This window comes from Kitasatospora sp. NPDC091276, from assembly GCF_040684355.1.
Classification (GTDB): domain Bacteria; phylum Actinomycetota; class Actinomycetes; order Streptomycetales; family Streptomycetaceae; genus Kitasatospora.
Map to the genome: position 1 here is coordinate 36718 of NZ_JBFBFU010000011.1, position 23120 is coordinate 59837.

21 protein-coding genes and 2 tRNA genes are annotated in these 23120 nt (G+C 73.7%); 13 read left to right on the plus strand and 10 right to left on the minus strand.

Annotated elements, in window-relative coordinates; genetic code table 11:
• The first annotated feature begins 29 nt into the window (after window positions 1–29).
• Complete coding sequence (locus AB0O19_RS15660; RefSeq protein ID WP_363619940.1) at window positions 30–1655, plus strand: hypothetical protein; 1626 nt, start codon at window positions 30–32, stop codon at window positions 1653–1655.
• Window positions 1652–3016 carry an AAA family ATPase gene (locus AB0O19_RS15665; RefSeq protein WP_363619942.1) on the plus strand — a complete coding sequence of 455 codons (1365 nt, stop codon included), beginning with the start codon at window positions 1652–1654 and terminating at the stop codon, window positions 3014–3016. Before AB0O19_RS15660 ends, AB0O19_RS15665 begins: the two co-directional genes overlap by 4 nt.
• Before the next feature lie 13 nt (window positions 3017–3029).
• On the opposite strand, the gene AB0O19_RS15670 is transcribed toward AB0O19_RS15665, so the two are convergent.
• A complete protein-coding gene (locus AB0O19_RS15670; RefSeq protein WP_363619944.1) occupies window positions 3030–3356 on the minus strand; it encodes a hypothetical protein in 327 nt (108 codons plus the stop codon).
• Window positions 3357–3605: 249 nt separating this feature from the next.
• Between AB0O19_RS15670 and AB0O19_RS15675 the strand changes: the two genes are divergently transcribed.
• The 3 genes from AB0O19_RS15675 (at window position 3606) to AB0O19_RS15685 (ending at window position 4841) form a co-directional block, all read left to right on the plus strand.
• Window positions 3606–3980, plus strand: coding sequence for a hypothetical protein (locus tag AB0O19_RS15675; protein WP_363583584.1), 375 nt, complete (start codon window positions 3606–3608; stop codon window positions 3978–3980).
• A gap of 161 nt (window positions 3981–4141) precedes the next feature.
• A complete protein-coding gene (locus tag AB0O19_RS15680; RefSeq protein ID WP_063349288.1) occupies window positions 4142–4699 on the plus strand; it encodes a bifunctional DNA primase/polymerase in 558 nt (185 codons plus the stop codon).
• A gap of 68 nt (window positions 4700–4767) precedes the next feature.
• Window positions 4768–4841 (plus strand) — tRNA-Lys (locus AB0O19_RS15685).
• A gap of 132 nt (window positions 4842–4973) precedes the next feature.
• On the opposite strand, the gene pgi is transcribed toward AB0O19_RS15685, so the two are convergent.
• Together pgi and AB0O19_RS15695 are read right to left on the minus strand one after the other, a co-directional pair.
• A complete protein-coding gene (gene pgi, locus AB0O19_RS15690) occupies window positions 4974–6635 on the minus strand; it encodes a glucose-6-phosphate isomerase (protein ID WP_350882566.1) in 1662 nt (553 codons plus the stop codon).
• A gap of 184 nt (window positions 6636–6819) precedes the next feature.
• Window positions 6820–8403: a Na+/H+ antiporter gene (locus tag AB0O19_RS15695; protein ID WP_363619946.1), complete on the minus strand. Its 1584-nt coding sequence runs from the start codon at window positions 8401–8403 to the stop codon at window positions 6820–6822.
• Between the two features lie 181 nt (window positions 8404–8584).
• On the opposite strand from AB0O19_RS15695, the gene AB0O19_RS15700 reads away from it, so the two are divergent.
• The 4 genes from AB0O19_RS15700 to AB0O19_RS15715 all read left to right on the plus strand — a co-directional run bounded on the left by AB0O19_RS15700 (window position 8585) and on the right by AB0O19_RS15715 (window position 11411).
• Window positions 8585–9493 carry an NADP-dependent oxidoreductase gene (locus AB0O19_RS15700; protein WP_363619948.1) on the plus strand — a complete coding sequence of 303 codons (909 nt, stop codon included), beginning with the start codon at window positions 8585–8587 and terminating at the stop codon, window positions 9491–9493.
• 73 nt (window positions 9494–9566) lie between these two features.
• A tRNA-Lys gene (locus AB0O19_RS15705) sits at window positions 9567–9640 on the plus strand.
• Window positions 9641–9804: 164 nt separating this feature from the next.
• The gene (locus tag AB0O19_RS15710) at window positions 9805–10776 is read left to right on the plus strand and encodes a GlxA family transcriptional regulator (RefSeq protein WP_363619950.1); all 972 of its coding nucleotides are present in this window, start codon (window positions 9805–9807) and stop codon (window positions 10774–10776) included.
• Complete coding sequence (locus AB0O19_RS15715) at window positions 10776–11411, plus strand: DJ-1/PfpI family protein (RefSeq protein ID WP_363619951.1); 636 nt, start codon at window positions 10776–10778, stop codon at window positions 11409–11411. Before AB0O19_RS15710 ends, AB0O19_RS15715 begins: the two co-directional genes overlap by 1 nt.
• Here AB0O19_RS15715 and AB0O19_RS15720 read toward each other — a convergent pair.
• Window positions 11408–12598, minus strand: coding sequence for an MFS transporter (locus AB0O19_RS15720; protein ID WP_363619953.1), 1191 nt, complete (start codon window positions 12596–12598; stop codon window positions 11408–11410). The two genes, AB0O19_RS15715 and AB0O19_RS15720, sit on opposite strands and share 4 nt — an antisense overlap.
• 62 nt (window positions 12599–12660) lie before the next feature.
• Window positions 12661–14364 (minus strand): glycosyl hydrolase family 18 protein, encoded by a 1704-nt coding sequence (locus tag AB0O19_RS15725; protein ID WP_363619955.1) that lies wholly within the window; start codon window positions 14362–14364, stop codon window positions 12661–12663.
• Window positions 14365–14597: 233 nt separating this feature from the next.
• Here AB0O19_RS15725 and AB0O19_RS15730 point away from each other — a divergent pair, with 233 nt between their 5' ends.
• Window positions 14598–17801: a S41 family peptidase gene (locus AB0O19_RS15730; RefSeq protein ID WP_363619957.1), complete on the plus strand. Its 3204-nt coding sequence runs from the start codon at window positions 14598–14600 to the stop codon at window positions 17799–17801.
• 77 nt (window positions 17802–17878) lie between these two features.
• Here the strand turns inward: AB0O19_RS15730 and AB0O19_RS15735 are convergent, their stop codons facing one another.
• Window positions 17879–18106, minus strand: coding sequence for a hypothetical protein (locus AB0O19_RS15735; protein ID WP_363583600.1), 228 nt, complete (start codon window positions 18104–18106; stop codon window positions 17879–17881).
• A gap of 173 nt (window positions 18107–18279) precedes the next feature.
• On the opposite strand from AB0O19_RS15735, the gene AB0O19_RS15740 reads away from it, so the two are divergent.
• Entirely contained in the window at window positions 18280–19086 is an 807-nt protein-coding gene (locus AB0O19_RS15740; RefSeq protein WP_363619959.1) for a phosphoribosyl-dephospho-CoA transferase MdcG domain-containing protein, read from the plus strand.
• Window positions 19087–19096: 10 nt separating this feature from the next.
• Here the strand turns inward: AB0O19_RS15740 and AB0O19_RS15745 are convergent, their stop codons facing one another.
• Together AB0O19_RS15745 and AB0O19_RS15750 are read right to left on the minus strand one after the other, a co-directional pair.
• A complete protein-coding gene (locus AB0O19_RS15745) occupies window positions 19097–19402 on the minus strand; it encodes a hypothetical protein (RefSeq protein ID WP_363619961.1) in 306 nt (101 codons plus the stop codon).
• A gap of 326 nt (window positions 19403–19728) precedes the next feature.
• Entirely contained in the window at window positions 19729–19857 is a 129-nt protein-coding gene (locus AB0O19_RS15750) for a hypothetical protein (RefSeq protein WP_363619962.1), read from the minus strand.
• Between the two features lie 102 nt (window positions 19858–19959).
• Here AB0O19_RS15750 and AB0O19_RS15755 point away from each other — a divergent pair, with 102 nt between their 5' ends.
• Both AB0O19_RS15755 and AB0O19_RS15760 read left to right on the plus strand, forming a co-directional pair.
• Window positions 19960–20787 (plus strand): helix-turn-helix transcriptional regulator, encoded by an 828-nt coding sequence (locus AB0O19_RS15755; RefSeq protein WP_363619964.1) that lies wholly within the window; start codon window positions 19960–19962, stop codon window positions 20785–20787.
• A complete protein-coding gene (locus AB0O19_RS15760) occupies window positions 20784–20987 on the plus strand; it encodes a DUF397 domain-containing protein (RefSeq protein WP_363619966.1) in 204 nt (67 codons plus the stop codon). Before AB0O19_RS15755 ends, AB0O19_RS15760 begins: the two co-directional genes overlap by 4 nt.
• A gap of 21 nt (window positions 20988–21008) precedes the next feature.
• Here the strand turns inward: AB0O19_RS15760 and tgmC are convergent, their stop codons facing one another.
• Both tgmC and tgmB read right to left on the minus strand, forming a co-directional pair.
• Entirely contained in the window at window positions 21009–22151 is a 1143-nt protein-coding gene (gene tgmC / locus AB0O19_RS15765) for an ATP-grasp peptide maturase system methyltransferase (RefSeq protein WP_363619968.1), read from the minus strand.
• Window positions 22148–23119, minus strand: a complete 972-nt coding sequence (gene tgmB / locus AB0O19_RS15770; RefSeq protein ID WP_363583614.1) for an ATP-grasp ribosomal peptide maturase — start codon at window positions 23117–23119, stop codon at window positions 22148–22150. Before tgmB ends, tgmC begins: the two co-directional genes overlap by 4 nt.
• Between the last annotated feature and the right edge of the window lies 1 nt (window position 23120).

The window sequence follows — 23120 nt, forward strand, 5'->3', positions numbered from 1 at the left end:
CGCGGCGGGCCCGAGGCGGGGGCGGGCGCATGAGCCTGCTGACCACCCTCGCCCGGCTGGAGGCCGTCCGCAGCGGGCGGGCCGAGCCGCTGGCCACCGTCCGGCACCGGCACCTGTCCGACCGCCCGATGGTGGTCGTGCCGCTGACGGCCGCCGGTGAGGCCGGCGCGCCGCTGGCGGTGCTGCTGGGCACCGACCGGGACGCGCCCCGGCTGCACCTGGTACCGCAGCCGCTCAACCGCACCCTGCGGTTCGACTTCCTGGCCGAGCTGGCCGCCGACCTGCTGCCGTACCTGGAGTCCTTCGCCGAGGACGTGGAGCAGATCGAGGGCTCCGAGAAGGACCCGGAGACCGGCGAGAAGACCCAGGTGTTCCGCGAGCTGTGCGCCGACGCGCCGCAGCTGATCGTGCCGAACGGCGCGGGCGTGCGGCACCTGGCCCTGCTCGGCCGCTCCACCCGGTTCCGCCGCACGGTCGAGGACGACGAACCGGGGCCGTACCCCGCGCCGGTGCGGGTGCCGCTGCTCGGCCGCTGGCTGACCCACCTCACCGACCGCGCCCAGGTGCCCGGCACCAGCCTGCTGCTGCCGATGACCGGCCTGCTGGCCCGGCACTGGGCCACCGGCCAGAGCCACCTGGAGGACCAGCACCTGGCCGCCCACCTGGCCTGGCACGCCCCGCCGGACGGCCTGACCGGTGCCGAGGCGGCCGAGCGCGCCGAGTCCGCCCGGGACGACCGGGGGCAGCTGCTGCACCCGCCGGCCGGCCCGGCCACCGATCCGCGCTTCGACGAGTTCGTGCTCGCCCCGGCGATCGCCCGCTACGACACCGCCACGGCCGCCCTTCAGCACAGCACCGAGCAGCGCGACGAGGCCGCCGCCGAGCGTGCCCGGGCGGCCGTCCGGGCCGCGGTCGAGCAGTTGCGCGAGGTGCTGGCGGCCGTGCTGCTGCCCACCTGGCGGGACGTCTGGCGCGGCCTGGACCTGTTGCGCGGGCTGCCGCCCGCCGGGCACCTGGCGGAACGCTGGACCGGCGACCGCTGGTCCTACACCGGCCACCGGGACCGGCTGGCGGCCGGCGAGCCGCCGCAGCCGCGGCAGGACGACGCCGTCACGGCCGCCCGCAAGCTCGCCCAGCGCGAGCGCGAGCAGACCCGGCTGGACGTCCAGGAGGCGCTGGACGATCCGCTGGCGATGGCCGAACACCGGCTGTCCGGCGAGGCGTTCAGCGGCGTGGTGACCGAGGTGGTGCCGGACTACGACACCACCGGCCGCTCCCCCAAGCCGCGCCCGCTGATCACCCTGCGCACCGCCGACCGCCCGCACGCGGACCTCGGACGGGAGGCGCACCGGGTGTGGGGGTCCCCCCAGCCGGAGGCCGGCGGCGGCCGGTCCCCGCAGAAGGCGGAGATCGCGGCGGTCGACCCGGCCGGGGGCACCATCACCCTGCGCCTGCTGTCCGGCATGGGGCGCAGGAAGGAGCCCGAGCCGGGCAGCCTGCCCGAGCCCGGCGATCCGGTCACCTTCACCCTGTTCGAGCTGACGGTCCGCCAGTCCGCGCCGCTGCCCGAGCCGGACGACACCCCGTGGACGCACGGCGGCCCGCCCGGCGCCGCGCCCGCACCCGCCCCGTCCGTCTCCGAGGAGTGGGAATGATGGCCGAGTCGAGCGCCGAGCAGGCACCGGGCGCGGCCGCCGACGCCGCCGTGGCCCGGATCCTGGCCGCGACCGTCCACCCGGCGGCCGGCGCCCCGCGCGGCGTGGTGGTCGATTCCCCGCCCGGTGCCGGGAAGTCGACGCTGGTGGTGCGGGCGGCCCGGGAGCTGGTCGAGGCCGGCGAGCGGCTGATGATCGTCGCCCAGACCAACGGCCAGGTGGACGACCTGGTCGGCCGACTCGCCGAGAAGGCGCCGGACCTGACGATCGGCCGGCTGCACGCCGCCGACGCCCGGCCCGGCCCGGAGGTGCTGAAGCACGCCAACGTCACGCCCTCCGACAAGGTCGCCGAGCTGGTCGAGCACGACGTGGTGGTCTCCACCTCGGCGAAGTGGCAGTGGGTGCGGGCCGAGGCGCCGTGGCGGCACGCGATCGTCGACGAGGCGTACCAGATGCGTTCGGACGCCCTGCTCGCGGTGGCCCGGCTGTTCGAGCGGGCGCTGTTCGTCGGCGACCCGGGCCAGCTGGACCCGTTCACCGTGGTCGGCACCGAGCAGTGGGCGGGTCTGTCGTACGACCCGTCGAGCAGCGCCGTGGTCACCATGCTGGCGCACAACCCGCAGATCGAGCCGCACCGGCTGCCGGTCTCCTGGCGGCTGCCGGCCAGCGCGGCGCCGCTGATCTCGCGGGCGTTCTACCCGTACACGCCGTTCCGCTCCGGCACCGGGCCGGACGACCGCCGGCTGAGCGCCGCCGTCCGGCCGGACGGCGGCGCGCTGGACGCCGCGATCGACCGGGCCGCCGAGCACGGCTGGGCGCTGCTGGAGCTGCCCGCCCGGCACACCGTGCGGACCGATCCGCAGGCGGTGGCGGCCGTCGCGGCCACCGTCCGGCGGTTGCTGGAGCGCGGGCTGACCGCCCGCTCCGAGCAGGGCGAGGCGCCTCTCACCGCCGACCGGATCGCGGTCGGCACCGCCCACCGGGACCAGGCCGCGGCCGTCCGCGCGGCCCTGCTCAGGGTGGGCGTCCCGGTGGACCAGGCGGTCGGCCCGGCCGTCACGGTGGACACCGCCAACCGGTTGCAGGGCCGCGAGTACGACGTCACGGTGGTGCTGCACCCGTTGTCCGGGCGGCCCGACGCGACGGCCTTCCACCTGGAGACCGGCCGGCTGTGCGTGCTCGCCTCCCGGCACCGGCACGCCTGCATCGTGGTCGCCCGGGCCGGGATCGGCGAGCTGCTGGACGAGCACCCGTCCACCGAGCCGGTCCAGCTGGGCGTCCCGGTCGCCTTCCCGGACGGCTGGGAGGCCAACCACCAGGTGCTGCACCACCTGAGCGGCCACCGGGTGCGGCTGGGCTGACCGGCCGGGCGGGTCAGGTCTCGGTCTCGGTCTCGGTCTCGCAGGCGGCGTAGGCCCGGACGGTCCCGTGCTCGGCCCGCACCGCCCAGGTGCTCGGGTCGTCGGGGTTCGGCGCGTTGACCAGGACGGCGTCGCCGGAGGCGGCGGGTCGGAAGGCGTAGCCGCCCCCGGTGAGGTGGGAGCCCTGGGGGCAGGTCGCCATCGACCAGCCGCCAGGGCCGCTCCACGGCCCGGTCACCACGACGGTCGTCTCGGCGGCCCCGGCCGCAGGTGCCGCGGCCAGCCCGAGGGCCGGGGCGATCAGCAGGAGTCCGGCCGCGAGGCCCTTGCGTAGGGGCATGGGTTCTCCCTGGGTGGTGGATCGCTGGAACACCCGGGACAACGACGGCCCCGACGCCCCGACGCCACCGCACGCGCCCGACCACCCGAAGGAGTAGCGCGACCCCGGCGCGTGCGGGGGAATAGCGCCCGCACGCGCACCGTTCCGTTACCGGCCGCCGCCGCGCGACAATGGACGGCGGCCACGGCCGTGCGGCGCGGCCCGGAGCAGCCGCCGCCCACCCCCACCGAGACCCGGAGGTGTCCGTTCATGCCCGACTCCCACACGAAGGCGTCCGACCACGGCGGTCAGGCCGACCCCGCGCGGCGTCTGCGTCCGGTGCAGCTGCTGTTCGAGCCGCAGTCCGCCGAACCGGAGCCGGAACGATTCTTCGATCTGGAGTCGATCGACGACCCCGCGGACCTGCTGCGCCGCTCCACCGAGCTGGCCCTGGCCTTCCGGACGGCCGCCGAGCGGGCCACCGACTTCCAGGCGGTCGCCGCCGCACAGCTGGCGGACCCGCGCCGCTTCGACGCGCTGTCCGACGCCGAGATCGCGCAGCGGGCGGACTGGACCCCCGACTACGCGGCCAAGATGATCGAGTACGGCCGCGGGCTGCTCCAGCCCCGCCGCCACGAGGACTGAGCGCAGCCGGGCACGGGGCGCCGGAGCGCCGGGCCCCGGTGCTCCGGCATCAGCCGCTGGCATATGCGCGAGCGGGGAAGGGTACGCCGTTCCCCGTCGTCCTGTACGGCAAACCGTGCTTTCCCTCCCGTCCGGCCCGCGGACGGCACAGGCTGCTGTCCGTGGACATCTGGACGTATCAGTCGGTGGAGTACGTCACCGTGGCCGGCGAGGCCTGGCTCGCCTCCGCCAGCGAGTACCCGCGCAGCATGCGCGCCCTCTGGGAGGCCCGGCCGTGGGCGCCCTCGGTGCTGCCCTGCGGGCGCGCCTTCGACGTGATCAGCATGCCGTCGCTGTTCGGCCGCCGGGTGCTGGACGAGCTGTGGGCCTCCGGGCCGGGCTGCGGGCCGGTCGCCTCCTACCGGGGGCGGACGCTGCTGTTCGTCCAGCCCGGCGCGGGGCCCCGGCTGCGCAGGCTGCTGGCCTGGGAGGAGTGGGCCCGGGACGTGCCGCCCCTGCTGTGCCACGGCAAGGGCGACGCGGTGACCGTGCCGCCGGTGCAGCGGATGGTGAACGGCCCGGACTCCCCCGGGCTGGGCTCCGGCCGGTGGATCGTCGCCCCGGAGGACCGGGAGCCGTGGCTGCCGGGCGCCTCGGTGGTGCTGTGGGCGTGCGTGCGGGCGGCCCGGGAGCCGGCTGCGGCCGTGCCCGCCGGAGCGGCGGCCGTGACCGGGGGGTGAACGGAGGACGGCCGGTATTCGATTTTGGCGCGGACCCCGGGCGCTGCTAAAGTCTTCTCTGTCAGCAGGCGCCGCTAGCTCAGTTGGTTAGAGCAGCTGACTCTTAATCAGCGGGTCCGGGGTTCGAGTCCCTGGCGGCGCACAGACAGCCGAGAGGCCCCTTGCGAAAGCAAGGGGCCTCTCGGCGTTTCCCGCACGAACCGGCGAACCGGCGGATCAGCGAACAAGGAAACAGGACCGGGCCGCCCGCCGGAGCGGACGGCCCGCCCGGGGCTCAGCGGCCGCGCAGCGCGCGGTAACGGGCGACCAGCTCGGCGGTGGAGCTGTCCAGCTGCTCGGCGCCCTCGCCGGTCAGCAGCACCGGCTCGATCCGCTTGGCGAGCACCTTGCCCAGCTCGACGCCCCACTGGTCGAAGGAGTCGATGTTCCAGATCGCGCCCTGGACGAAGACCTTGTGCTCGTAGAGCGCGACCAGCTGGCCGAGCACCGAGGGGGTCAGCTCGGCGGCCAGGATGGTGCTGGTCGGGTGGTTGCCCTGGAAGGTCTTGTGCGGAACGAGTTCGGCGGGCACGCCCTCGGCCGCCACCTCCTCCGGGGTCTTGCCGAAGGCCAGCGCCTGGGTCTGGGCGAAGAAGTTGGCCAGCAGCAGGTCGTGCTGGGCGACCAGGCCCGGGAGCAGGTCGGCGACCGGCTTGGCGAAGCCGATGAAGTCGGCCGGGATCAGCTTGGTGCCCTGGTGCAGCAGCTGGTAGTAGGCGTGCTGGCCGTTGGTGCCGGGGGTGCCCCAGACCACCGGGCCGGTCTGCCAGGTCACCGGCGAACCGTCGCGGGTCACCGACTTGCCGTTGGACTCCATGTCCAGCTGCTGGAGGTAGGCGGTGAACTTCGACAGGTAGTGCGAGTAGGGCAGCACGGCGTGCGCCTGGGCGTCGAAGAACGCGCCGTACCAGACGCCGAGCAGGCCGAGCAGCAGCGGGACGTTCTGCTCCGGCGGCGCGGTGCGGAAGTGCTCGTCGACCAGGTGGAAGCCGTCCAGCATCTCGCGGAAGGCGTCGGGGCCGATGGCGATCATCAGCGAGAGGCCGATCGCCGAGTCGTAGGAGTAGCGACCGCCGACCCAGTCCCAGAACTCGAACATGTTGTCGGTGTCGATGCCGAAGTCCCGCACGCCCTCGGCGTTGGTGGACAGCGCGACGAAGTGCTTGGCCACCGCCTCGGTGCCGGCGCCCAGCCCGGTGAGCAGCCAGTCGCGGGCCGAGACCGCGTTGGTGATGGTCTCGATGGTGGTGAAGGTCTTCGAGGCGACGATGAACAGCGTCTCGGCCGGGTCGAGGTCGCGCACCGCCTCGTGCAGGTCGGCGCCGTCCACGTTGGAGACGAAGCGGACGTCGAGGTCGCGCTTGGCGAACGAGCGGAGCACCTCGTAGGCCATCGCGGGGCCGAGGTCGGAGCCGCCGATGCCGATGTTGACGACGGTGCGGATCGGCTTGCCGGTGTGGCCGCGCCACTCGCCGCCGCGGACCCGCTCGGCGAAGCCGGCCATCTTGTCGAGGACGGCGTGCACGGCGGGCACCACGTTCTCGCCGTCGACCTCGATCACGGCACCGCGCGGGGCGCGCAGCGCGGTGTGCAGGACGGCGCGGTGCTCGGTGTTGTTGATCTTCTCGCCGCGGAACATCGCGTCCCGCAGCTCGGCGACGCCGGTGGCCGCGGCGAGTTCGCGCAGCAGTTCCAGCGTCTCGTCGGTGACCAGGTGCTTGGCGTAGTCCACGTGCAGGTCGCCGACCTGGAGGGTGTAGCGGCGGCCGCGCTCCGGGTCGGCGGCGAACAGCTCGCGCAGGTGCGTCTCGCCCAGCGCGGCCCGGTGCTTGCCGAGGGCGGCCCACTGCGGGGTGCGGTCGAGCGGGGTGCGGGCGTCGGCACGGGTCTCCGACATCGGTGGTTCCTCGATTCATCTGGGTGCGGAAACCGGCAGGGCCAGGCGGTGAGGGTCTCGCGAGGTCGTGCGGGTACTGGTGGTACTGGTGGTGCGCCGACTCCGTTGACGGCCTGCCCGGGCTCAGCCTATGCAACCGCGGAGCCGGTCGCGCACATTCCGCCCGGCGGGGCCGGACAGGCCGTCACTTGCGTTCCGAGCGCAGGTCCAGCCCCCGCAGCACCTGGTCGACCAGCTCCGGGTCTGCGCCGAGTTCGCTGCGGGCGGCGAGCATCTCGCGCCGGGAGGCGGCGATCATCTCCTGCTCGACCTCCCGGGCGGCCCGCCACTGGCTGAGCCGCAGCTTGGCCTCGGCGGCCTCCTCCTCGGCGTAGTTCTCCGGGCAGAGCCGGGCCAGCCGGTCGTGCTGACGGTCCCGCAGGCGGTCGGCGACCTCGGCGGGCAGCCGGTCCTGCTCCTCCAGTTCGCCCAGCCGCCTGAGCCCGGCCTTGGCGGCCCGCCACCAGAGCTGGCGGACGGCCTGCTCGTGCTTGTCCTGGTCGATGTCCAGTTCGAACCGCTTGGCCAGCCAGGGCAGGGTGAGACCCTGCACCAGCAGGGTGAACAGCACCACGCTGAAGGCGATGAAGACCAGGCGGCCGCGCTCGGGGAACTCCTCGCCGGAGTGGAGGGTGAGCGGGATGGCGAGGGCCAGGGCGACGGTGGCCACGCCGCGCATGCCGGACCACCAGAGGATCACGCTCTCCTTCCAGCTGAACGGGGTGTCCTCGTCGTCGCCGCTGCGCAGCTTCTTCGACAGCCAGCCGGCCGGCAGCAGCCAGAGCAGCCGGACCACCACGACCACGCCGATGACCACGGCGGCGTCGCCGATGAAGCCGGTCCAGCCGCGGCCGGCCTCCTTGAGCACGGTGGCCAGCTCCAGGCCGATCAGGCCGAAGGCGACGCCGGTGATCAGGATCTCGACGACCTCCCAGAAGGCGTTGCCGACCAGCCGGAAGGAGACGGCGTCGGCGTCGGAGGCCCGCTCGGCGAGGTAGAGCGCGCAGACCACGACGGCGAGCACGCCGGAGCCGTGGATCTCCTCGGCGATGGCGTAGGCGGCGAAGGGCACCAGCAGGTTGAGCGCGACCTGCTGGGTCGGGTCGTCCAGGCGCTCGGCGAGCTTGGTGTTGACCCAGCCGAGGGCGATGCCGACGACCACGGCGAGCACCGCGGACAGGATGAAGCGCAGCACCGCGTGGCCGACCGAGAAGTCGCCGCTGACCACCGCCTCGATGGCCAGCGAGTAGACGACGATCGCCGTGACGTCGTTGAACAGGCCCTCGCTCTCCAGGATCGACACCAGGCGCCGGGGCAGGCCGACGCTGCCGGCCACCGCGACGGCGGCCACCGGGTCGGGCGGGGAGACCAGCGCGCCGACCGCGATCGCGGCGGCGACCGGCAGGGCGGGCAGCAGCCAGTGCACCGCCCCGGCCACCGCGGCCGTGGTGACCACCACCAGGGCGACGGCCAGCAGCAGGATCGAGCGGACGTTGGCCTTGAAGTAGCGCACCGAGGAGCGCCGCGCGACCGCGAAGATCAGCGGCGGCAGGACCAGCGGGAGGATCAGCTCGGGCTCGATGGTGACGTCCGGGATCTGCGGGACGAGCGCCATGACGATGCCGAGCAGGGTCATCAGGACCGGTTGCGGCACTCCGGTCCTGCGTGCGAGCGGCATGGTCACCACGGAGGCGAGCAGCACCAGGAAGAACAGGGGCAGCTGGCCCACGGAAACGTTCCTCTCCACAACGGACGGCTGAGCGCCGCCCAGGATAAATCTGACAATGCGCCCATCAGTGAAGACACGCCGAACAATCGCTTGACCTCAAGCGGACTTCAGGTCCGAGGATCGGGAGTGTTCGAACAGTCAAGCAGTCGAATGTCGAACATTCGAGAGGGCGGGAGCAGACATGAAGGCGGTCACCGTCACGCGGTCCGGCGGCCCGGAGGTCCTGCGGGTCACCGAGGTGCCCGACCCGGAACCCGGGCCCGGCGAGGTGCGGGTGCGGGTCCTCGCGGCCGGGGTGCAGCCGGTCGACCTCGCGATCCGGGAGGGCTTCCGCCCGCCGGGGGCCGTCGTCGAGCCGCCGTTCGTCCTCGGCAACGAGTTCGCCGGAGTGGTGGACCGGCTCGGACCGGACGGCTCCGGCCGGCAGGTCGGCGACGAGGTGCTGGGCTTCCGCCTCCTGGACAGCCAGGCCGAGCTCGTCACGGTGGACGCCGCCCAGCTGGTGGCCAAGCCCGCCGGCATGCCCTGGGAGCAGGCCGGCTCGCTCTCCGCCTCCGGCCAGACCGCGCACCTGGCGCTCACCCTGCTCGCGGTGGGCCCCGGCGACACCGTCCTGGTGCACGGCGCCTCCGGCGGGGTCGGCACCGTCGCCGTCCAGCTCGCCCGGGCCTGGGGCGCCACCGTGATCGGCACCGCGAGCGAGCGCAACCACGACTACCTGCGCGACCTGGGCGCGATCCCGGTCGCGTACGGCGAGGGGCTGGTCGAGCGGGTCCGGGCGGTGGCACCGCAGGGCGTGGACGCCGCCTTCGACGCCGCCGGGCGGGGCGCGCTGGCGGCCTCGGTCGAGCTGGTCGCCGACCGGAGCCGGATCGGCACCGTGGTCGACTACCCGGAGGCCGAGCGGCTGGGCGTCCGGGGGCTACGGGGGCCGCGCACGGCCGCACGGCTGACCGAGCTGGTGCGGCTGTGGGAGGCGGGCGGGCTTCGGCTGGAGATCGCCGAGGCGCTGCCGCTGGAACGGGCCGCCGAGGCCCACCGGCTGGTCGGCGCCGGGCACGTCCGGGGCAAGGTGGTCCTGGTGCCGTGACGCTGCGTGCGCAGCCGCCCGGGCCGATTGTGTGTTTCGGCTGCTGACCAGGTAATGTTCTCCGCGTCAGCAGGCGCCGCTAGCTCAGTTGGTTAGAGCAGCTGACTCTTAATCAGCGGGTCCGGGGTTCGAGTCCCTGGCGGCGCACAGACAGCCGGAAGGCCCTTCGCGAGAGCGAGGGGCCTTCCGGCGTTTCCGCGCTCCCCACCGGCACCCCCACCGGCACCCCCACCGGCATCCCCGCCGACTGTGGCAGGAAAGGTGGGAAACGGGTCATTGCTGCCACTGCGGCCCGGTGACAGGCTGGTCGCATGAGAGCGCGCAGCGTGGTCGTCGTCCTCTACGAGGGCGTGCAGAGCCTCGACGTGACCGGTCCCGTGGAGGTCTTCGCGGGGGCGGGCGCGGCCGCCGGGCAGCCGGGAGCGTACCGGGTGACCACCGCCTCCCCGGGCGGCGGGCCGGTGCGCAGCCACAGCGGGCTGCGGCTGCTGCCGGACACGGACCTGGCCGGGGTCGGGCCGGTGCACACCCTGCTGGTCCCCGGCGGGCTGGGCAGCGACCTCCCGGACGGTGCGCTGGTGGCACGGATCCGGGAGCTGGCCGGCCGGGCCGAGCGGGTGGTGTCGGTGTGCACCGGGGCCTTCCTGCTCGCCGAGGCCGGGCTGCTGGCCGGGCGCCGGGCGACCACGCACTGGGCGTACTGCGAGGCGCTGGCCCGGCGGTTCCCGGACGTCGAGGTGGACCCGGACCCGATCCACGTCCGGGACGGGAACGTCGCCACCTCGGCCGGGGTCACCGCCGGGATCGACCTGGCGCTGGCCCTGGTCGAGGAGGACCTGGGACGCGACGCCGCCCTGCTGATCGCCCGCCACCTGGTGGTCTTCCTGCGCAGGCCGGGCAACCAGGCCCAGTTCAGCACCCAGCTGGCCGCCCAGGTGGCGGCCCGGCAGCCGCTGCGCGAGGTGCAGCGGTGGATCGCCGAGCACCCGGAGGCCGACCTGTCGGTCGAGGCGCTGGCCCGCAGGTCGGCGCTGTCACCGCGGCACTTCGCCCGGGCCTTCGCCACCGAGGTGGGGGTGACCCCGGGCCGGTACGTGGACGGGGTCCGGCTGGAGGCCGCCCGGCGGCTGCTGGAGGACACCGCCGACGGCATCGAGGAGATCGCGCGCTCCTGCGGCTACGGCACCCCGGAGGCGATGCGGCGCGCCTTCGTCCGGTCCCTGGCCGCCCCGCCCGCCGAGTACCGACGCCGCTTCCGACCCGATCCTGTTGGAGGACACTGATGCGCATCGCCGTTCTGCTCTACGACCGGTTCACCGCCCTGGACGCCGTCGGCCCCTGCGAGGTGCTGTCCCGCATCCCCGGCGCCGAGGTGGTGTTCACCGCCGCGAAGCGCGGCCCGGTCCGCACCGACATGAAGACCCTGTCGCTGACCGCGGAGGCCGCCCTGGACGAGGTGGACTCGGCCGACGTGCTGCTCGTCCCGGGCGGTCCCGGGACGGAGGCCCGGCTGGCCGACCAGGCCGTGCTGGAGTGGGTGCGCGCGGTGGACGCCACCACCACCTGGACCACCTCGGTCTGCTCGGGCTCCCTGCTGCTGGGCGCCGCCGGACTGCTGGCGGGGCGCCGGGCCACCTCGCACTGGTGCTGCCTCGACGCGCTGAAGAAGTTCGGGGCGGAGCCGACCGGGACGGAGCGGGTCGTGGTCGACGGCAAGTACGCGACCGCGGCCGGGGTCTCGGCCGGGATCGACCTCGCGCTGACGCTGACCGGCCTGATGGCCGGGGACGCGACCGCGGAGGCGATCCAGCTGGTCATCGAGTACGACCCGCAGCCGCCGTACTCGGCGGGCTCGGTCGCGACGGCCCGGCCCGAGCTGGTCGCCGAACTGCTGGCCAACGGGCTCCAGCTGCGCTAACGGCGCCCGGTCGGGAAGCCGTGGCGGCGGGCGCCGGTGACCACCGCCAGGACGGGCAGCATCAGGGCGAGCACCGTCCAGGGCAGGGCGCCGGTGCCCAGGCGGCCCAGCACCAGGCCGCCGACCACGCCGCCGCCCGCCATCGCGGCGTTCCACAGAGTGACCAGTACCGCCTGGGCGGCGTCCGCCCGCTCGCCGCCCGCGTCGCCGACGGCGGTCTGCAGCAGGGTCGGGGCGCCGCCCCAGCCCAGGCCCCAGAGCGCGGCGGCGGCGTACACCAGCGGTGTGCTGTGCGACCAGAGGCCGAGCAGGCCCGCGGCCAGGGCGACCAGCAGCGCGCCGCCGATCGTCAACTGCCGTAGCCGGCGGTGGATGTGGACGCCGGTGAACCAGATGCTCGCCAGCGAGGCCAGGCCGAAGACCAGCAGCACGGTGTCGGTCGCGTCGCCGAGGCCGGTCCGGTCGAGGAAGGGCGCGATGTAGGTGAACAGGATGGTGTGGGCGAGCACGAAGAGCACCGTCACGGTGAGCACCGGCGCCACCCCGGGCACGGTGAGCGCGCTCCGCACCGGGGCGCGCTCACCGGCGGGTCGTCCGGGCTGGTCCGGCAGCAGGGCCGCGATCCAGCCGATCACGCCGAGCGCCAGTGCCGTCATGGCCAGGAAGGGCACCCACCAGGCGAGCGCCTGGCCGAGGAAGGTGCCGACCGGCACTCCCAGCGACAGCGCCACCGGCACGCCCGCCATCGCCACGGCCATGGCCCGGCCCTGCTGCTCGACCGGCACCAGCCTGCGCGCGTACCCGGCCAGCAGCGCCCAGGCGAGGCCGGCCGCGACGCCCGCGAGGAAGCGGGCGGCCAGGGTGAGCGGGTAGTTCGCGGAGGCCGCGGTGACGGTGTTGGCGGCGGCGAAGCCGGCCATCGCGGTGAGCAGCAGCCGCTTGCGGCCCCAGCCGGCGGTGGCCGCGGTGAGCGGGATCGCGGTGGCGGCGGTCCCGAGCGCGTAGACGGTGACGGTCTGCCCGGCGGCCGACTCGCTGACGCCGAGGGCCCCGCCCATCCCGGGCAGCACGCCGGCGGGCAGGGTCTCGGTGAGCGCGGTGACGAAGACGGCGGTGGCCAGGGCGAGCAGGGCAGGCAGGGGAAAAGGGGTGCGGGCTACGGGAGTCGGGAGCTGTGTGGTCGCCATGGGAACCATGCTCGATCCTCACACCGGTGTCAGGTTCAAGCACGGTTCCCGCCGACGTCACCTCAGCGGCGGAAGTAGCCGTCGAAGTTCTTGGAGAACTCCCGGCCCCCGAACTGGTCCCAGTTGACGGACCAGGTCATCAGCCCGCGCAGGTTCGGCTGGGCGCCCGAACGCGGCACGTAAGAACCGCAGTTGGCCAGTTTGGTGAGGCAGTCCAGGGCCTTGTTCACCTCGGCCGGGGCGACGTAGCCGTTGCCGGCGTTGGTGGTGGCCGGCATGCCGATGGCCACCTTGGAGGCGGGCAGCGGCGGGAACATGTTGTTCGTGTTGCCCGCCACCGGGAAGCCGTTGAGCAGCAGGTCGGTCATCGCGACGTGGAAGTCGGCGCCGCCCATCGAGTGGTACTGGTTGTCCAGGCCCATGATGGAGCCGGAGTTGTAGTCCTGGACGTGCAGCAGGGTGAGGTCGTCGCGCAGCGCGTAGATGACCGGCAGGTACGCCCCGGCGCGCGGGTCCTGGCCGCCCCAGGGACCGGAACCGTAGTACTGGTAGCCGAGTTGGACGAAGAAGGTCTCCGGCGCCATGGTCAGCACGAAGCCCGGGCCGTACTTGGCCTTGAGGGTCTTCAGCGCGGAGATCAGGTTGACGATGACCGGGCTGGTCGGGTTCTTGAAGTCGGTGTCACCGGTGTTGAGGGAGAGCGAGTGCCCCTCGAAGTCGATGTCCAGGCCGTCCAGGCCCCACTTGTCGATGATCGCCGAGACCGAGCTGACGAAGGTGTCGCGGGCGGCGGCGGTGGTCAGCTGGACCTGGCCGTTCTGGCCGCCGATCGAGATCAGCACCTTCTTGCCCTGGGCCCGCTTGGCGGCGATGGCGGCCTTGAAGTCGGCGTCGGACTCCACGGTCGGGCAGTCGGTGACGGAGCAGCGGTTGAACCGGATGTCGCCGGAGGTGACGGAGGTGGGCTCGCCGAAGGAGAGGTCGATGAAGTCCCAGGAGTTGGGGACGTCGGCCATCCGGGTGTAGCCGGCGCCGTTGGCGAAGCTGGCGTGCAGGTAGCCGACCAGGGCGTGGCTGCCGGGCGGCGGCGGGGTGGTCGGTGTCCCGGTGGGCGTTCCCGTCGGTGTCCCGGTCGGTGTCCCGGTCGGGGTGCCCGTCGGGGTGCCGGTGGGCGTCGTGGTCGGCGTGGGCGTCGGGGACCCGGTGGGCGTCGGCGTCGGACTGGGGGCGCCCGGCCCGTCGAGCGAGACGTCGTCCGCGTAGTAGGTCCCCTGGCCGTACCAGCCGTGGGTGTAGACGGTGGCGCTGGTCTGGGTGGCGCCGGTGGTGAAGCTGACGCTGAGCTTCTGGTAGCCGCCGCCGGTGCCGGGGGTCCAGGTGCTGGGGCCGCCGCCGTCGACGCCCAGGTAGACGTACGAGCCGTTGACGTACGCGCTGAGCGTGTACGTGGTGCTGGGGGCGACGGTGACGGTCTGGCCGCACTGGGCGGTGTCGCCCGCGGTGGCCGCGGCGGCGAGGGCGTAGCCGCCGCCGTGCACCGGGCTGGTGACGACGCTGCCGGAGTTGCCGGTGCAGCTCCAGGGGCCGAGCGAGCCGGACTCGAAGCCGCCGTTGACCAGGAACTCGCCGGCCGAGGCGGCGGGCGCCAGGCCCAGGGTGACGCCGACCAGGGTGGCCGCGGCGACGGCGGAGGCGGTGCCGGCGGCGAGCAGGGTGCGGGGCTGCTTCCGGCGGGCGGGGGCGGGTGCGGGTGTGGTTCTGCGCATGCGGGGGCTCCTGCGATGGCGCGGTCGTGGGGGACGTCCGAGGGCACGCCGGAGCACGCGCCAGTGGGGGGAGCGGCCCGGCCTGGCACCCAAGTTGGACTAGACCACTGAAGTGGATTCGACACTGCGGTGTCAATGGTCCAGACCGGTCCGCACCCTGGGCGCGGGCCGCCCGGCAGCCCCGACGGGCCGCCCCGGTTGCCGGAGGTGACACCCCGTCGAAGGATGGAGGGGTGACCCCGCCCGGCTACCTCCGCTACCCCCACCTGCACGGCGGGCTGCTCGCCTTCACCGCCGAGGACGACATCTGGATCGCCCCGCTCGACGCCGACGGCGCCGCCGGCCGGGCCTGGCGGGTCAGCTGCGACCGCACCCGGGTCAGCCACCCCCGCTTCTCCCCCGACGGCCGCACCCTCGCCTGGACCAGCTGGCTGAACCTGACCCCCGAAGTGTGGACCGCCCCCGTCGAGGGCGGCGAGGCCGAACGGCTCAGCCACTGGGGCAGCCAGGACACCCGGGTGCGCGGCTGGCTGCCGGACGGCGAGGTGCTCGCCGTCACCTCCTACCACGAGCCGTTCGGCCACTACACCTGGGCGCACGCCCTGCCGCCCGACGGCTCCCCCGGCCGCCGCATGCCCTGGGGCCCCGTCGGCGACGCCCAGATGAGCCGCGAACGCACCGTGCTGCTCACCGGCGCCGCCCCGCACGAGCCCGCCGCCTGGAAGCGCTACCGGGGCGGCGCCACCGGCCGGCTCTGGGCGGACGGCGAACAGATCCTGGCCGGCCACCCCGGCCACCTCGCCTCACCCATGCCCGTCACCGGGCGGATCGCCTTCCTCTCCGACCACGAGGGCATCGGCAACGTCTACTCCTGCCGCCCCGACGGCACCGACCTGCGCCGGCACACCGACCACGCCTCCTACTACGCCCGCGAGGCCGCCACCGACGGCACCCGGATCGTCTACCAGCACGCCGGCGACCTCTGGCTGCTGGACGGCCTGGACGCCCCCGCCCCGCGCCGGCTCGCCGTCCCGCTCGGCGGCGCCCGGGCCGGCCGCCGCCCGTACCAGGTCAGCGCCGCCTCCCAGGTCAAGGACCTGGCCTGCGACCAGAGCGGCCGGGCCGGGGTGATCACCGTGCGCGGCAGCCAGTACTGGCTCACCCACAAGGACGGCCCGGCCCGCGCGCTCGCCGACACCCCCGGGGTGCGGACCCGGCTGCCGGTGATCCTCGGACACACCGGCGAGGCCGCCTGGATCACCGACGCCGAGGGCGCCGACGCGATCGAGGTGATGCCGCTGCCGGGGCACGAGGAAACGGAGAAGCACCGCCACCGGGTGCTCGCCGCCGACCGGATCGGCCGCGTCCTGGAACTCACCGCCTCCCCCGACGGCGCCCACCTCGCCGTCGCCGCCTCCGACGGGCGGCTGCTGCTGGTCGCCGCCGCCGACGGCGCCGTCCGCGAACTCGCCGCCTCCGGCTACGGGCCGGTCTCCAGCGCCCGCTTCTCCCCCGACTCGCACTGGATCGCCTGGTCCCAGCCGGTGGCCGGGCGCTCACTGCGCCGGATCCGGCTCACCCGCACCGAAGCACCCGGGCCGGTCACCGAAGTCACCGACGGCCGCTTCGAGGACGAGCAGCCGGTGTTCACCCGGGACGGCCGCTACCTGGCCTTCCTGTCCTGGCGCGGCTTCGACCCCGTCCACGACGTGCACACCGGCGACCTCTCCTTCCCGCTCGGCTGCCGCCCCTACCTCGTCCCGCTCACCGCCGACACGCCGTCCCCGTTCGCCGCGCCCGCCGAGGACGGCGCCCCGCACGGCAACGGCGGCGGCGACGGCACCGTCCGCGTCGACCCGCAGGGCATCGGCGAGCGGCTGCTGCAGTTCCCGGTGATCGCCTCCAAGTACTCGGCCACCGACGCGGTGCGCGGCGGCCTGGTCTGGCTGCGCTGGCCGATCTCCGGCACCCTCGGGCAGACCTTCGCCAGCCCCGACGACACCTCCGGCCGCCCCTCGCTGGAGTACTTCGACCTCGCCCGGGGCACCCGCACCACCCTGGTCGACAAGCTGGACGGCTACGCCGTCTCCGGGGACGGCGGCTCGATCGCGGTCTACTCGGCCGGGACCCTGCGGATCGTCCCGGTCACCGGTGGCGTCGGCAGCACCGTCGACCTGCGGCGGATCACCCACACCGTGCACCCCGCCGCCGAGTGGCGCCAGGCCTACCACGAGGCCGCCCGGATCGTCCGGGACCAGTTCTGGGACGAGCGGATGTCCGGCCTGGACTGGCCCGCCCTGACCGCCCAGTACGAGCCGCTGCTGGACCGGGTCTGCTCACCCGACGACTTCGCCGACCTGCTGCGCGAACTCCTCGGCGAACTCGGCACCTCGCACGCCTACGTCACCCCGTCCCGGCGCGCCGAAGGGCCCTCGCTCGGCCAGCAGCCGCTCGGCCTGCTCGGCGCCAACGCGCACCGCTCCCCCGACGGACGCTGGCTGGTCGAGCGGGTGCTGCCCGGCGAGACCTCCGACCCGCGCGCCCGCGCCCCGCTCGCCGCCCAGGGCGTCCGGGACGGCGACGAACTGCTCGCCGTCGGCGGCCGCCCGGTGGACCCGGTGCGCGGCCCGCTGCCGCTGCTGGCCGGCACCGGCGGGACCACCGTCGAACTGGCCCTGCGTAGCAGCCCGGACGGCCCGGTACGGCGGATCACCGTCACCCCGCTGACCGACGAACGGGCCGTCCGCTACCAGGACTGGGTGACCAAACGCCGCCTCCTGGTGCGGGAGTTCAGCGACGGCCGGTGCGGCTACCTGCACATCCCGGACCTCGGCGGCTCCGGCTGGGCGCAGTTCAACCGCGACCTGCGGCGCGAGCTGGACAAGCCCGCACTCGTCCTGGACGTGCGCGGCAACGCCGGCGGCAACGTCTCCGAACTGGTCCTGGAGAAACTCACCCGGCACGTCCTCGCCTGGGACTTCGGCCGGGACCGCCAGCCGGTCCGCTGGCCCCGGCACGCACTGCGCGGCCCGCTCGTGGCGCTCGCCGACGAGGCGACCAGCTCGGACGGCGACGTGGTCATCGCGGCGATCAAGCTGCTCGGCCTCGGCCCCGTCGTCGGCAACCGGACCTGGGGCGGGGTCGTCGGGATGACCGGGCGGCACACCCTCGGCGACGGCACCCGGATCTCGGTGCCCAAGAACGCCTCCTGGTTCGAAGGCGGACTCGGCTGGTCGGTGGAGAACCGCGGCGTCGAACCGGACGTGCACGTGCTGCGCACCCCGCGCGACTGGGCCCGCGGGCGCCACCCCGAGCTGGTCGCCGCCGTCCAGCTGGCGCTGGACCTGCTGGAGGACGCGCCCGCCGCGGCTCCCCCGCCGGAGGACACCCCCCGGCCGGACCTGCGACGCCCGCCGCTGCCGCCGCGGGCGCGGTGACCTGGGGGCTTGGGGCTTGGGGCTTGGAGCTTGGGGCTTGGGGCTTGGGGCTTGGGGCTTGGGGGTCTTCTGAGGTTTCAGCCCCAGGGGTCGCCCTCGGCCGTCATGTTCTCGGCCGCGCGCCGGTCGGCCTCGTCCTGGGCGGCACGCCGCTCCGACTCGCGGGCCTCCTGGGTCTCGCGGGCCCGCTCGATCTCGGGGCTGTACGCGTCCACGGCCTCGTCGTGGGCGATGGCGGCACGCTCGGCGGCGTCCTGCCCGGTCGCCTCGTGCGCCTTGTGGCGGAACCTGTCGAAGATGCCCATGACTCCTCCTCCGAACGGATACCGGGCTTCCCCCACTCTCACACCGGGCACCCCGAGCCGCACGTTGAGCCTTTGGTCCCTGGTGAACGCGCCCAACGGCCGTGGCGCGGAGGCGGGCACCCGGCGCAGATTGGAGCCGTCGGCCGAACTGACGCCACCGTCTGGAGCCCACCGTGACCGTCGTACCTTCCGCCCGCCAAGCCCGTCGCACCGCCGAGGACCCCCACGACGGGCCGCGCCGGCGGGTCGGGCCGCTGGCCGCGCTGGACGGGCGGCTGCCCGGCACCCACGACCTGCTGCTGATGCAGTGCCCCAGTTCGCTGCGCCCGCTGGCGGGCGGCGAGCTGCCGGACTGGACGCGGGCCGTGCTGCGGGTGCACCCCTGGGTGACGGTCGGCCGGGCCCCCTCCCTGGTCGGCACCCCGGCGGACGTGCCGCACCCGCAGCGCTGCACCCGGGACCCGGAGGCCGCGCCCGAGCAGTGGATCCCGGTGATCGTGCGCGGGCCGCGCCCCGGACAGCGGCTGGACGCGCTGGCGCCCTGGGCCGCGGTGGCCCGGACGCTGCGGCCCGAGCAGCTGGCCGGGCGGTGCGGGCGGCTGGACCCCGAGCGGGTCGCCGGGATTCCGGCGCTGGCCCTGCTGCCGGCGGTCGGCCGGCTGGTCGCGGACCACCGGCTGTCCTGGGGCCCGATCGGCGCGGTCGGCTACGAGCTGGGCACCGGTGTGCCGGTCGCCGGGCCGCTGAGCCCGCTGCGACTGGTCCTGCGCACCCCGCACCCGATCAGCCGCCGGGACGCGCTGCAACTGCGGCGGGCGCTGAGCAGGCTGCCGGTCCCGGTGCAGGCCGAACTGGAGACCCGCTACGGCTCGGTGCAGCTCGCCGAGTACGCGGCCTCGCCGTACACCCTCACCCTGCTGACTCCGGACGGGCCCCGGGAGGTCCGCGACCCGTGGTTCCCGCGCGGCCCGTTCGTCTGAGCCGTCGTAATCAGTTGGGACGGTTGGGCGGTCGGGGCGCCGCCCGAGGTCGGCGGCGGGGCGCCGGGGCGAGGTGGAGTCCGGCCATCGCCTCGCACAGCTCGGCGTGCAGGGCGTCCCGGGCGGCCTCGTCGCAGGTCTGCCGGATGTGCCGTTCCTCGGCGAGCGTCCGTTCCACCGCCGCGACCGCTCGGCGCCGTTCAGGGCTGAGCCACAGGACCGGCGGCGCGAACTGGAGGTGTGCACCCCAGAGCCACAAGCAGGTGACCCGAGCCTTACGCATCAGGCCGAGGAACGCGCGCCCGAACATCGGCATCGCGGTTCACCACCTTCCGGACTTTCCGGTGGCCGAGGACGACGAGGGGCTCCTCGAACGGCTGGTTCGCCAGGTAGCCCGACGACCAGGCGACGCCCCACCGGGCGCAGTTCGGGCAGTTCCACGTCCGTCCGGCCGCGTTGGCGTCGTTGAGCAGATCGACCGGGGCGCAGCAGTCCGGTGCGGGGCAGGTCGGAGGGTCGGTCATCGGCGGCGGTCCCGGCTGAGTCGCCGCCGGGTGGCCCGCCGGATGATCGGTTCGGACGCGACGACGCCGAACATGAGGACTACGGCCAACACGTCTACGCCGAGCGCCGGTTGGCGCTTCACGCGGTCCGACCACGGGGCTCGGCGGGGACGCCCATGGAGACGACGTCCCTGCCGGTCGTCCCGTCCTCGACCAACTCGCCGACCTGCGGGCGGTAGAGCGGCCCGGTCGGGGACTCCTTGCTCACCACAGCTGACTCCGTTCCGTAGTTTGATGACTACCCGGGGTCGCCACTGTCCTCTAGCATTGGACGTCCTTCAACCTCTCAAACGTGCGTGGAGAGTGGTTCATGAACAAGGCCGAGCTGGACCCCGACTCGTCTCCAGCCGCAGAGTTCGGTGCGTTCCTCCGCAGCTCACGAGAGGAACGGGGTTGGCGGCAGGAAGATTTGGCGAGCGCCATCGGCTATTCACCCACGCACGTGTCAGCCGTGGAAACTGGTCGACGTCCCCCAACACCACGCCTGGCTCGCGAACTTGACAAAGCCTTCGGATGGGATCGCGTCTTCGCCCGCAAGGCGCTCGACCTCAAGACCTCGGCGCTCCTCGAAGGCTTCCCGGAGTACGTCACGCACGAGTCAAGGGCGGTGGAACTGAGACTGTTCACCTTGGGTATCGTGCCGGGGCTGCTTCAGACCATGGACTACGCACGGGCCATCGCGGCGGGCGCGCTCCGGCGGGGCAGCATCACGGAGGACCAGGCCGAGGAGCGGGTTGCCTACCTTGCGCGCCGACAGGCGAACTTGCGCCGGGAAACCCCTCCGCTGATCCACGTCGTCCTGGACGAGAGCTGCATCCGACGGCCGGTCGGCGGAAAGTCCATCATGGCCGCCCAGCTCGACGAGCTTGCAGCCTTCGCCCGGCTGCCCAACACCGTTCTCCAGGTGGCTCCGTACGCCATAGGCGAGGAACGATCGTTCGATCTCCCGGTGAACATCATCACCTTTCCGGACCGATCGCTGATGTCCTACGCCGAATCAGCGCAGCAAGGGCACCTGGAACGGGACAGCGGCGCAGTACCGCCGATCCTCACGGCCTACTATCAGCTACAGGCCCTCGCACTCTCACAAGCCGAGTCTGTGGCCCTGATCAGCCAGCTGAGAGAGGAACTACCGTGACCGCCGAGCCTCAGTGGTTCAAGTCTTCGTACAGCAGCAACGGCGGCGACTGCATCGAGGTCGCGGGGGACTTGATCCCGTCCGGGACCGTCCCCGTCCGAGACTCCAAGGACACCGACGGCCCGGCCCTCCTCTTCGCGACCGAGGCCTGGCAGTCCTTCGTCTCCGCCCTCCGAGCCGGCGAGTTCGACACCGCCTGACGCCCGGCCCGAGCACAAGGGTCAGATCGGCAGGTTCCAGCCCGGTCCGTCCGCACTTCCGACCCAGACCCGCTGCCCGGCCGCCGAGACCGTCATGCCGAACCCCTCCTGGTGCGGCTCGCCGGCCCGCTGCCAGGCTTCGACGGCGTTCTCCACCTGGTCCCAGAGCCGGAGCGGGCCACGCTGGACCACGGCCCATCCCCCGTCAGGGTCGGGCATGGTCCGGGCCTGCGATCCGGTGGCCACGTCGGAGAGGATCTGGTGCCCGCCGGCTCCCATCCGTTCGGCCGAGGGCGCCGCGAGCTGGGCGACCCAACTGCCGGTCCACGTGCCGATGACCTCGGGGTCGATCCGCGACGGACGTTCGTCCCCCGGAAGCAGCGAGAGGCTTTGGCGTGGCGGGCGGTCGTGCGGGCGGGCGATCATGAAGCTGGTGTAGCCGGGCATGAACAGCCCCGTCCCCTCTCCCGGGGCCGTCACGACCAGCCGCACGAGTCCGAACCCGAGCCCCCACCCGGACAGGGTGGCCAGGATGACGCCGCCGGGCTTCACCTGGTGCAGCCAGCGGGGTGGCAGGTACCGGACCGCACAGGTGGCGATCAGCCGGTCGTACTCGCCCCCGTCCGGGTCGCCGAGCAGCCCGTCACCGATGACCAGCCGGGGGGCGAACCCCGCCGCCTTGATCGCGGCAGCGGCAGTGGCGCCGACCGCCGGGTCGTACTCGATGCTGGTCAGGTTGGCGTCCCCGAGGCGGTGCGCGCCGAGGGCGGTCGAGTAGCCGGTCCCCGTGCCGATCTCCAGCACCCGGTGCCCGGTCTCGGCGCCGAGCTGGTGCCACATGCGCAGCACCAGCGACGGCAAGGTGGACGATGACGACGGAGTCCCGATCACCGCCCCCTCGGCCACGTCCTCGGGGCGGGTCCGCCCGTCGAGCTGGGTGACCAGCGTCTCGTTCGAGTAGACCTGCTCCAGCCAACCAGGGTCGGTCCTGTGCACCGGGCGGTACGCGGTCGGATTGCTTCCCGGGACCGCCGCGAAGAACGATCCGACGAACAGTTCCCGGGGCACCGCCAACGCGGCGGCCCTCCAGGCCGGATCGTCGACCGCGTCGCCCCCGGTGAGCCCGTCCACCAGGGCGGCGCGGAGCTGAGCCGATGTGGTCACGAGTCGGGGCCCTTCTCCAGTTGGTCGGCGATGGCGTGGGCAATCGCCGAAGCGGTATCGACACCCTGCCAGGCCCATTGGCCGTTGGGGTTGCACTCAAGGAAGTACCAGTCACCTGCGGCGGTCACCGCGAAGTCGAACGCACCGTAAACCAAACGGAGTTCGTTCAGATAAGCGATCACAGAGCGCGCAACGGGCCCGGGCACTTCGATCGGCGTGCACGTCATCAGGTCTTGACGCTCGCGCCAGTCGAGATCGGGACTGCCGATCCGGACACCGAACAACCGGTCACCCACGGCGGTCACCCGCACGTCGAACGACTTGGACACGGCGGCTTGGAACATGTGCGGACACACGGACACGGCGTCGGTGATCTCGGCCGGATCGACTTCCCGTACCCACACCGTTTGCGCAGTGCCGTCGGGGGCTCGGTACCGGCTGTCCCACACCGGCTTGTAGACGGCTCCGCCGGACTGGTCGGCGCAGAACCGGCGCGCTTCGTCGGTATCGGCGGTGATGACCGTGTTCGGCACCAGGAAACCGCTCCGGCCCGCCACGACAAGCTGTGCGGGCTTGTACTCCGCGTTCCGGATGTGCCACGGGTGATTGACGTAGTGGGCGTCGGGAAGCGACGCGAAGATGCCGCCAGCACCCCAAAATGCTTGCGCACTGGTGAACTTGGACGCGTGTTCGTCCAGTCCCGGCGGCGCCCGGTAGGGCGAGGGCCGGCGGACCCAGACCGACCGCACCCGAGTGAGGTCGAGTTCCCGGCTTGATGTGCGGAGAGTGCCCCGCTGCTCGCTCCTGCTGTAGTGGGCGGTCAGCGAGGCACCCCCGAGCAGATCGGCACCGGGGTCCACCCGGACGACCGGGACTCGGCGCTCGGCCAGGATGCGGAGCACCACATCGGCCGTCACGTCGTGCGCGTTGGTCAGGACCAGGACAGCCCGGTGTCGGTCCTGCGCCATG

Bases quoted from the DNA above. Each gene is read 5' to 3' on its own strand.
- AB0O19_RS15755 (WP_363619964.1), top strand. From the start codon at position 19,960: ATGAACAAGGCCGAGCTGGACCCCGACTCGTCTCCAGCCGCAGAGTTC.
- AB0O19_RS15710 (WP_363619950.1), top strand. From the start codon at position 9,805: ATGAGAGCGCGCAGCGTGGTCGTCGTCCTCTACGAGGGCGTGCAGAGC.
- AB0O19_RS15725 (WP_363619955.1), bottom strand. From the start codon at position 14,364: ATGCGCAGAACCACACCCGCACCCGCCCCCGCCCGCCGGAAGCAGCCC.
- AB0O19_RS15670 (WP_363619944.1), bottom strand. From the start codon at position 3,356: ATGCCCCTACGCAAGGGCCTCGCGGCCGGACTCCTGCTGATCGCCCCG.
- AB0O19_RS15735 (WP_363583600.1), bottom strand. From the start codon at position 18,106: ATGGGCATCTTCGACAGGTTCCGCCACAAGGCGCACGAGGCGACCGGG.
- tgmB (WP_363583614.1), bottom strand. From the start codon at position 23,119: ATGGCGCAGGACCGACACCGGGCTGTCCTGGTCCTGACCAACGCGCAC.
- AB0O19_RS15715 (WP_363619951.1), top strand. From the start codon at position 10,776: ATGCGCATCGCCGTTCTGCTCTACGACCGGTTCACCGCCCTGGACGCC.
- AB0O19_RS15700 (WP_363619948.1), top strand. From the start codon at position 8,585: ATGAAGGCGGTCACCGTCACGCGGTCCGGCGGCCCGGAGGTCCTGCGG.
- AB0O19_RS15675 (WP_363583584.1), top strand. From the start codon at position 3,606: ATGCCCGACTCCCACACGAAGGCGTCCGACCACGGCGGTCAGGCCGAC.
- AB0O19_RS15665 (WP_363619942.1), top strand. From the start codon at position 1,652: ATGATGGCCGAGTCGAGCGCCGAGCAGGCACCGGGCGCGGCCGCCGAC.
- pgi (WP_350882566.1), bottom strand. From the start codon at position 6,635: ATGTCGGAGACCCGTGCCGACGCCCGCACCCCGCTCGACCGCACCCCG.
- AB0O19_RS15720 (WP_363619953.1), bottom strand. From the start codon at position 12,598: ATGGCGACCACACAGCTCCCGACTCCCGTAGCCCGCACCCCTTTTCCC.
- AB0O19_RS15660 (WP_363619940.1), top strand. From the start codon at position 30: ATGAGCCTGCTGACCACCCTCGCCCGGCTGGAGGCCGTCCGCAGCGGG.
- AB0O19_RS15745 (WP_363619961.1), bottom strand. From the start codon at position 19,402: ATGCCGATGTTCGGGCGCGCGTTCCTCGGCCTGATGCGTAAGGCTCGG.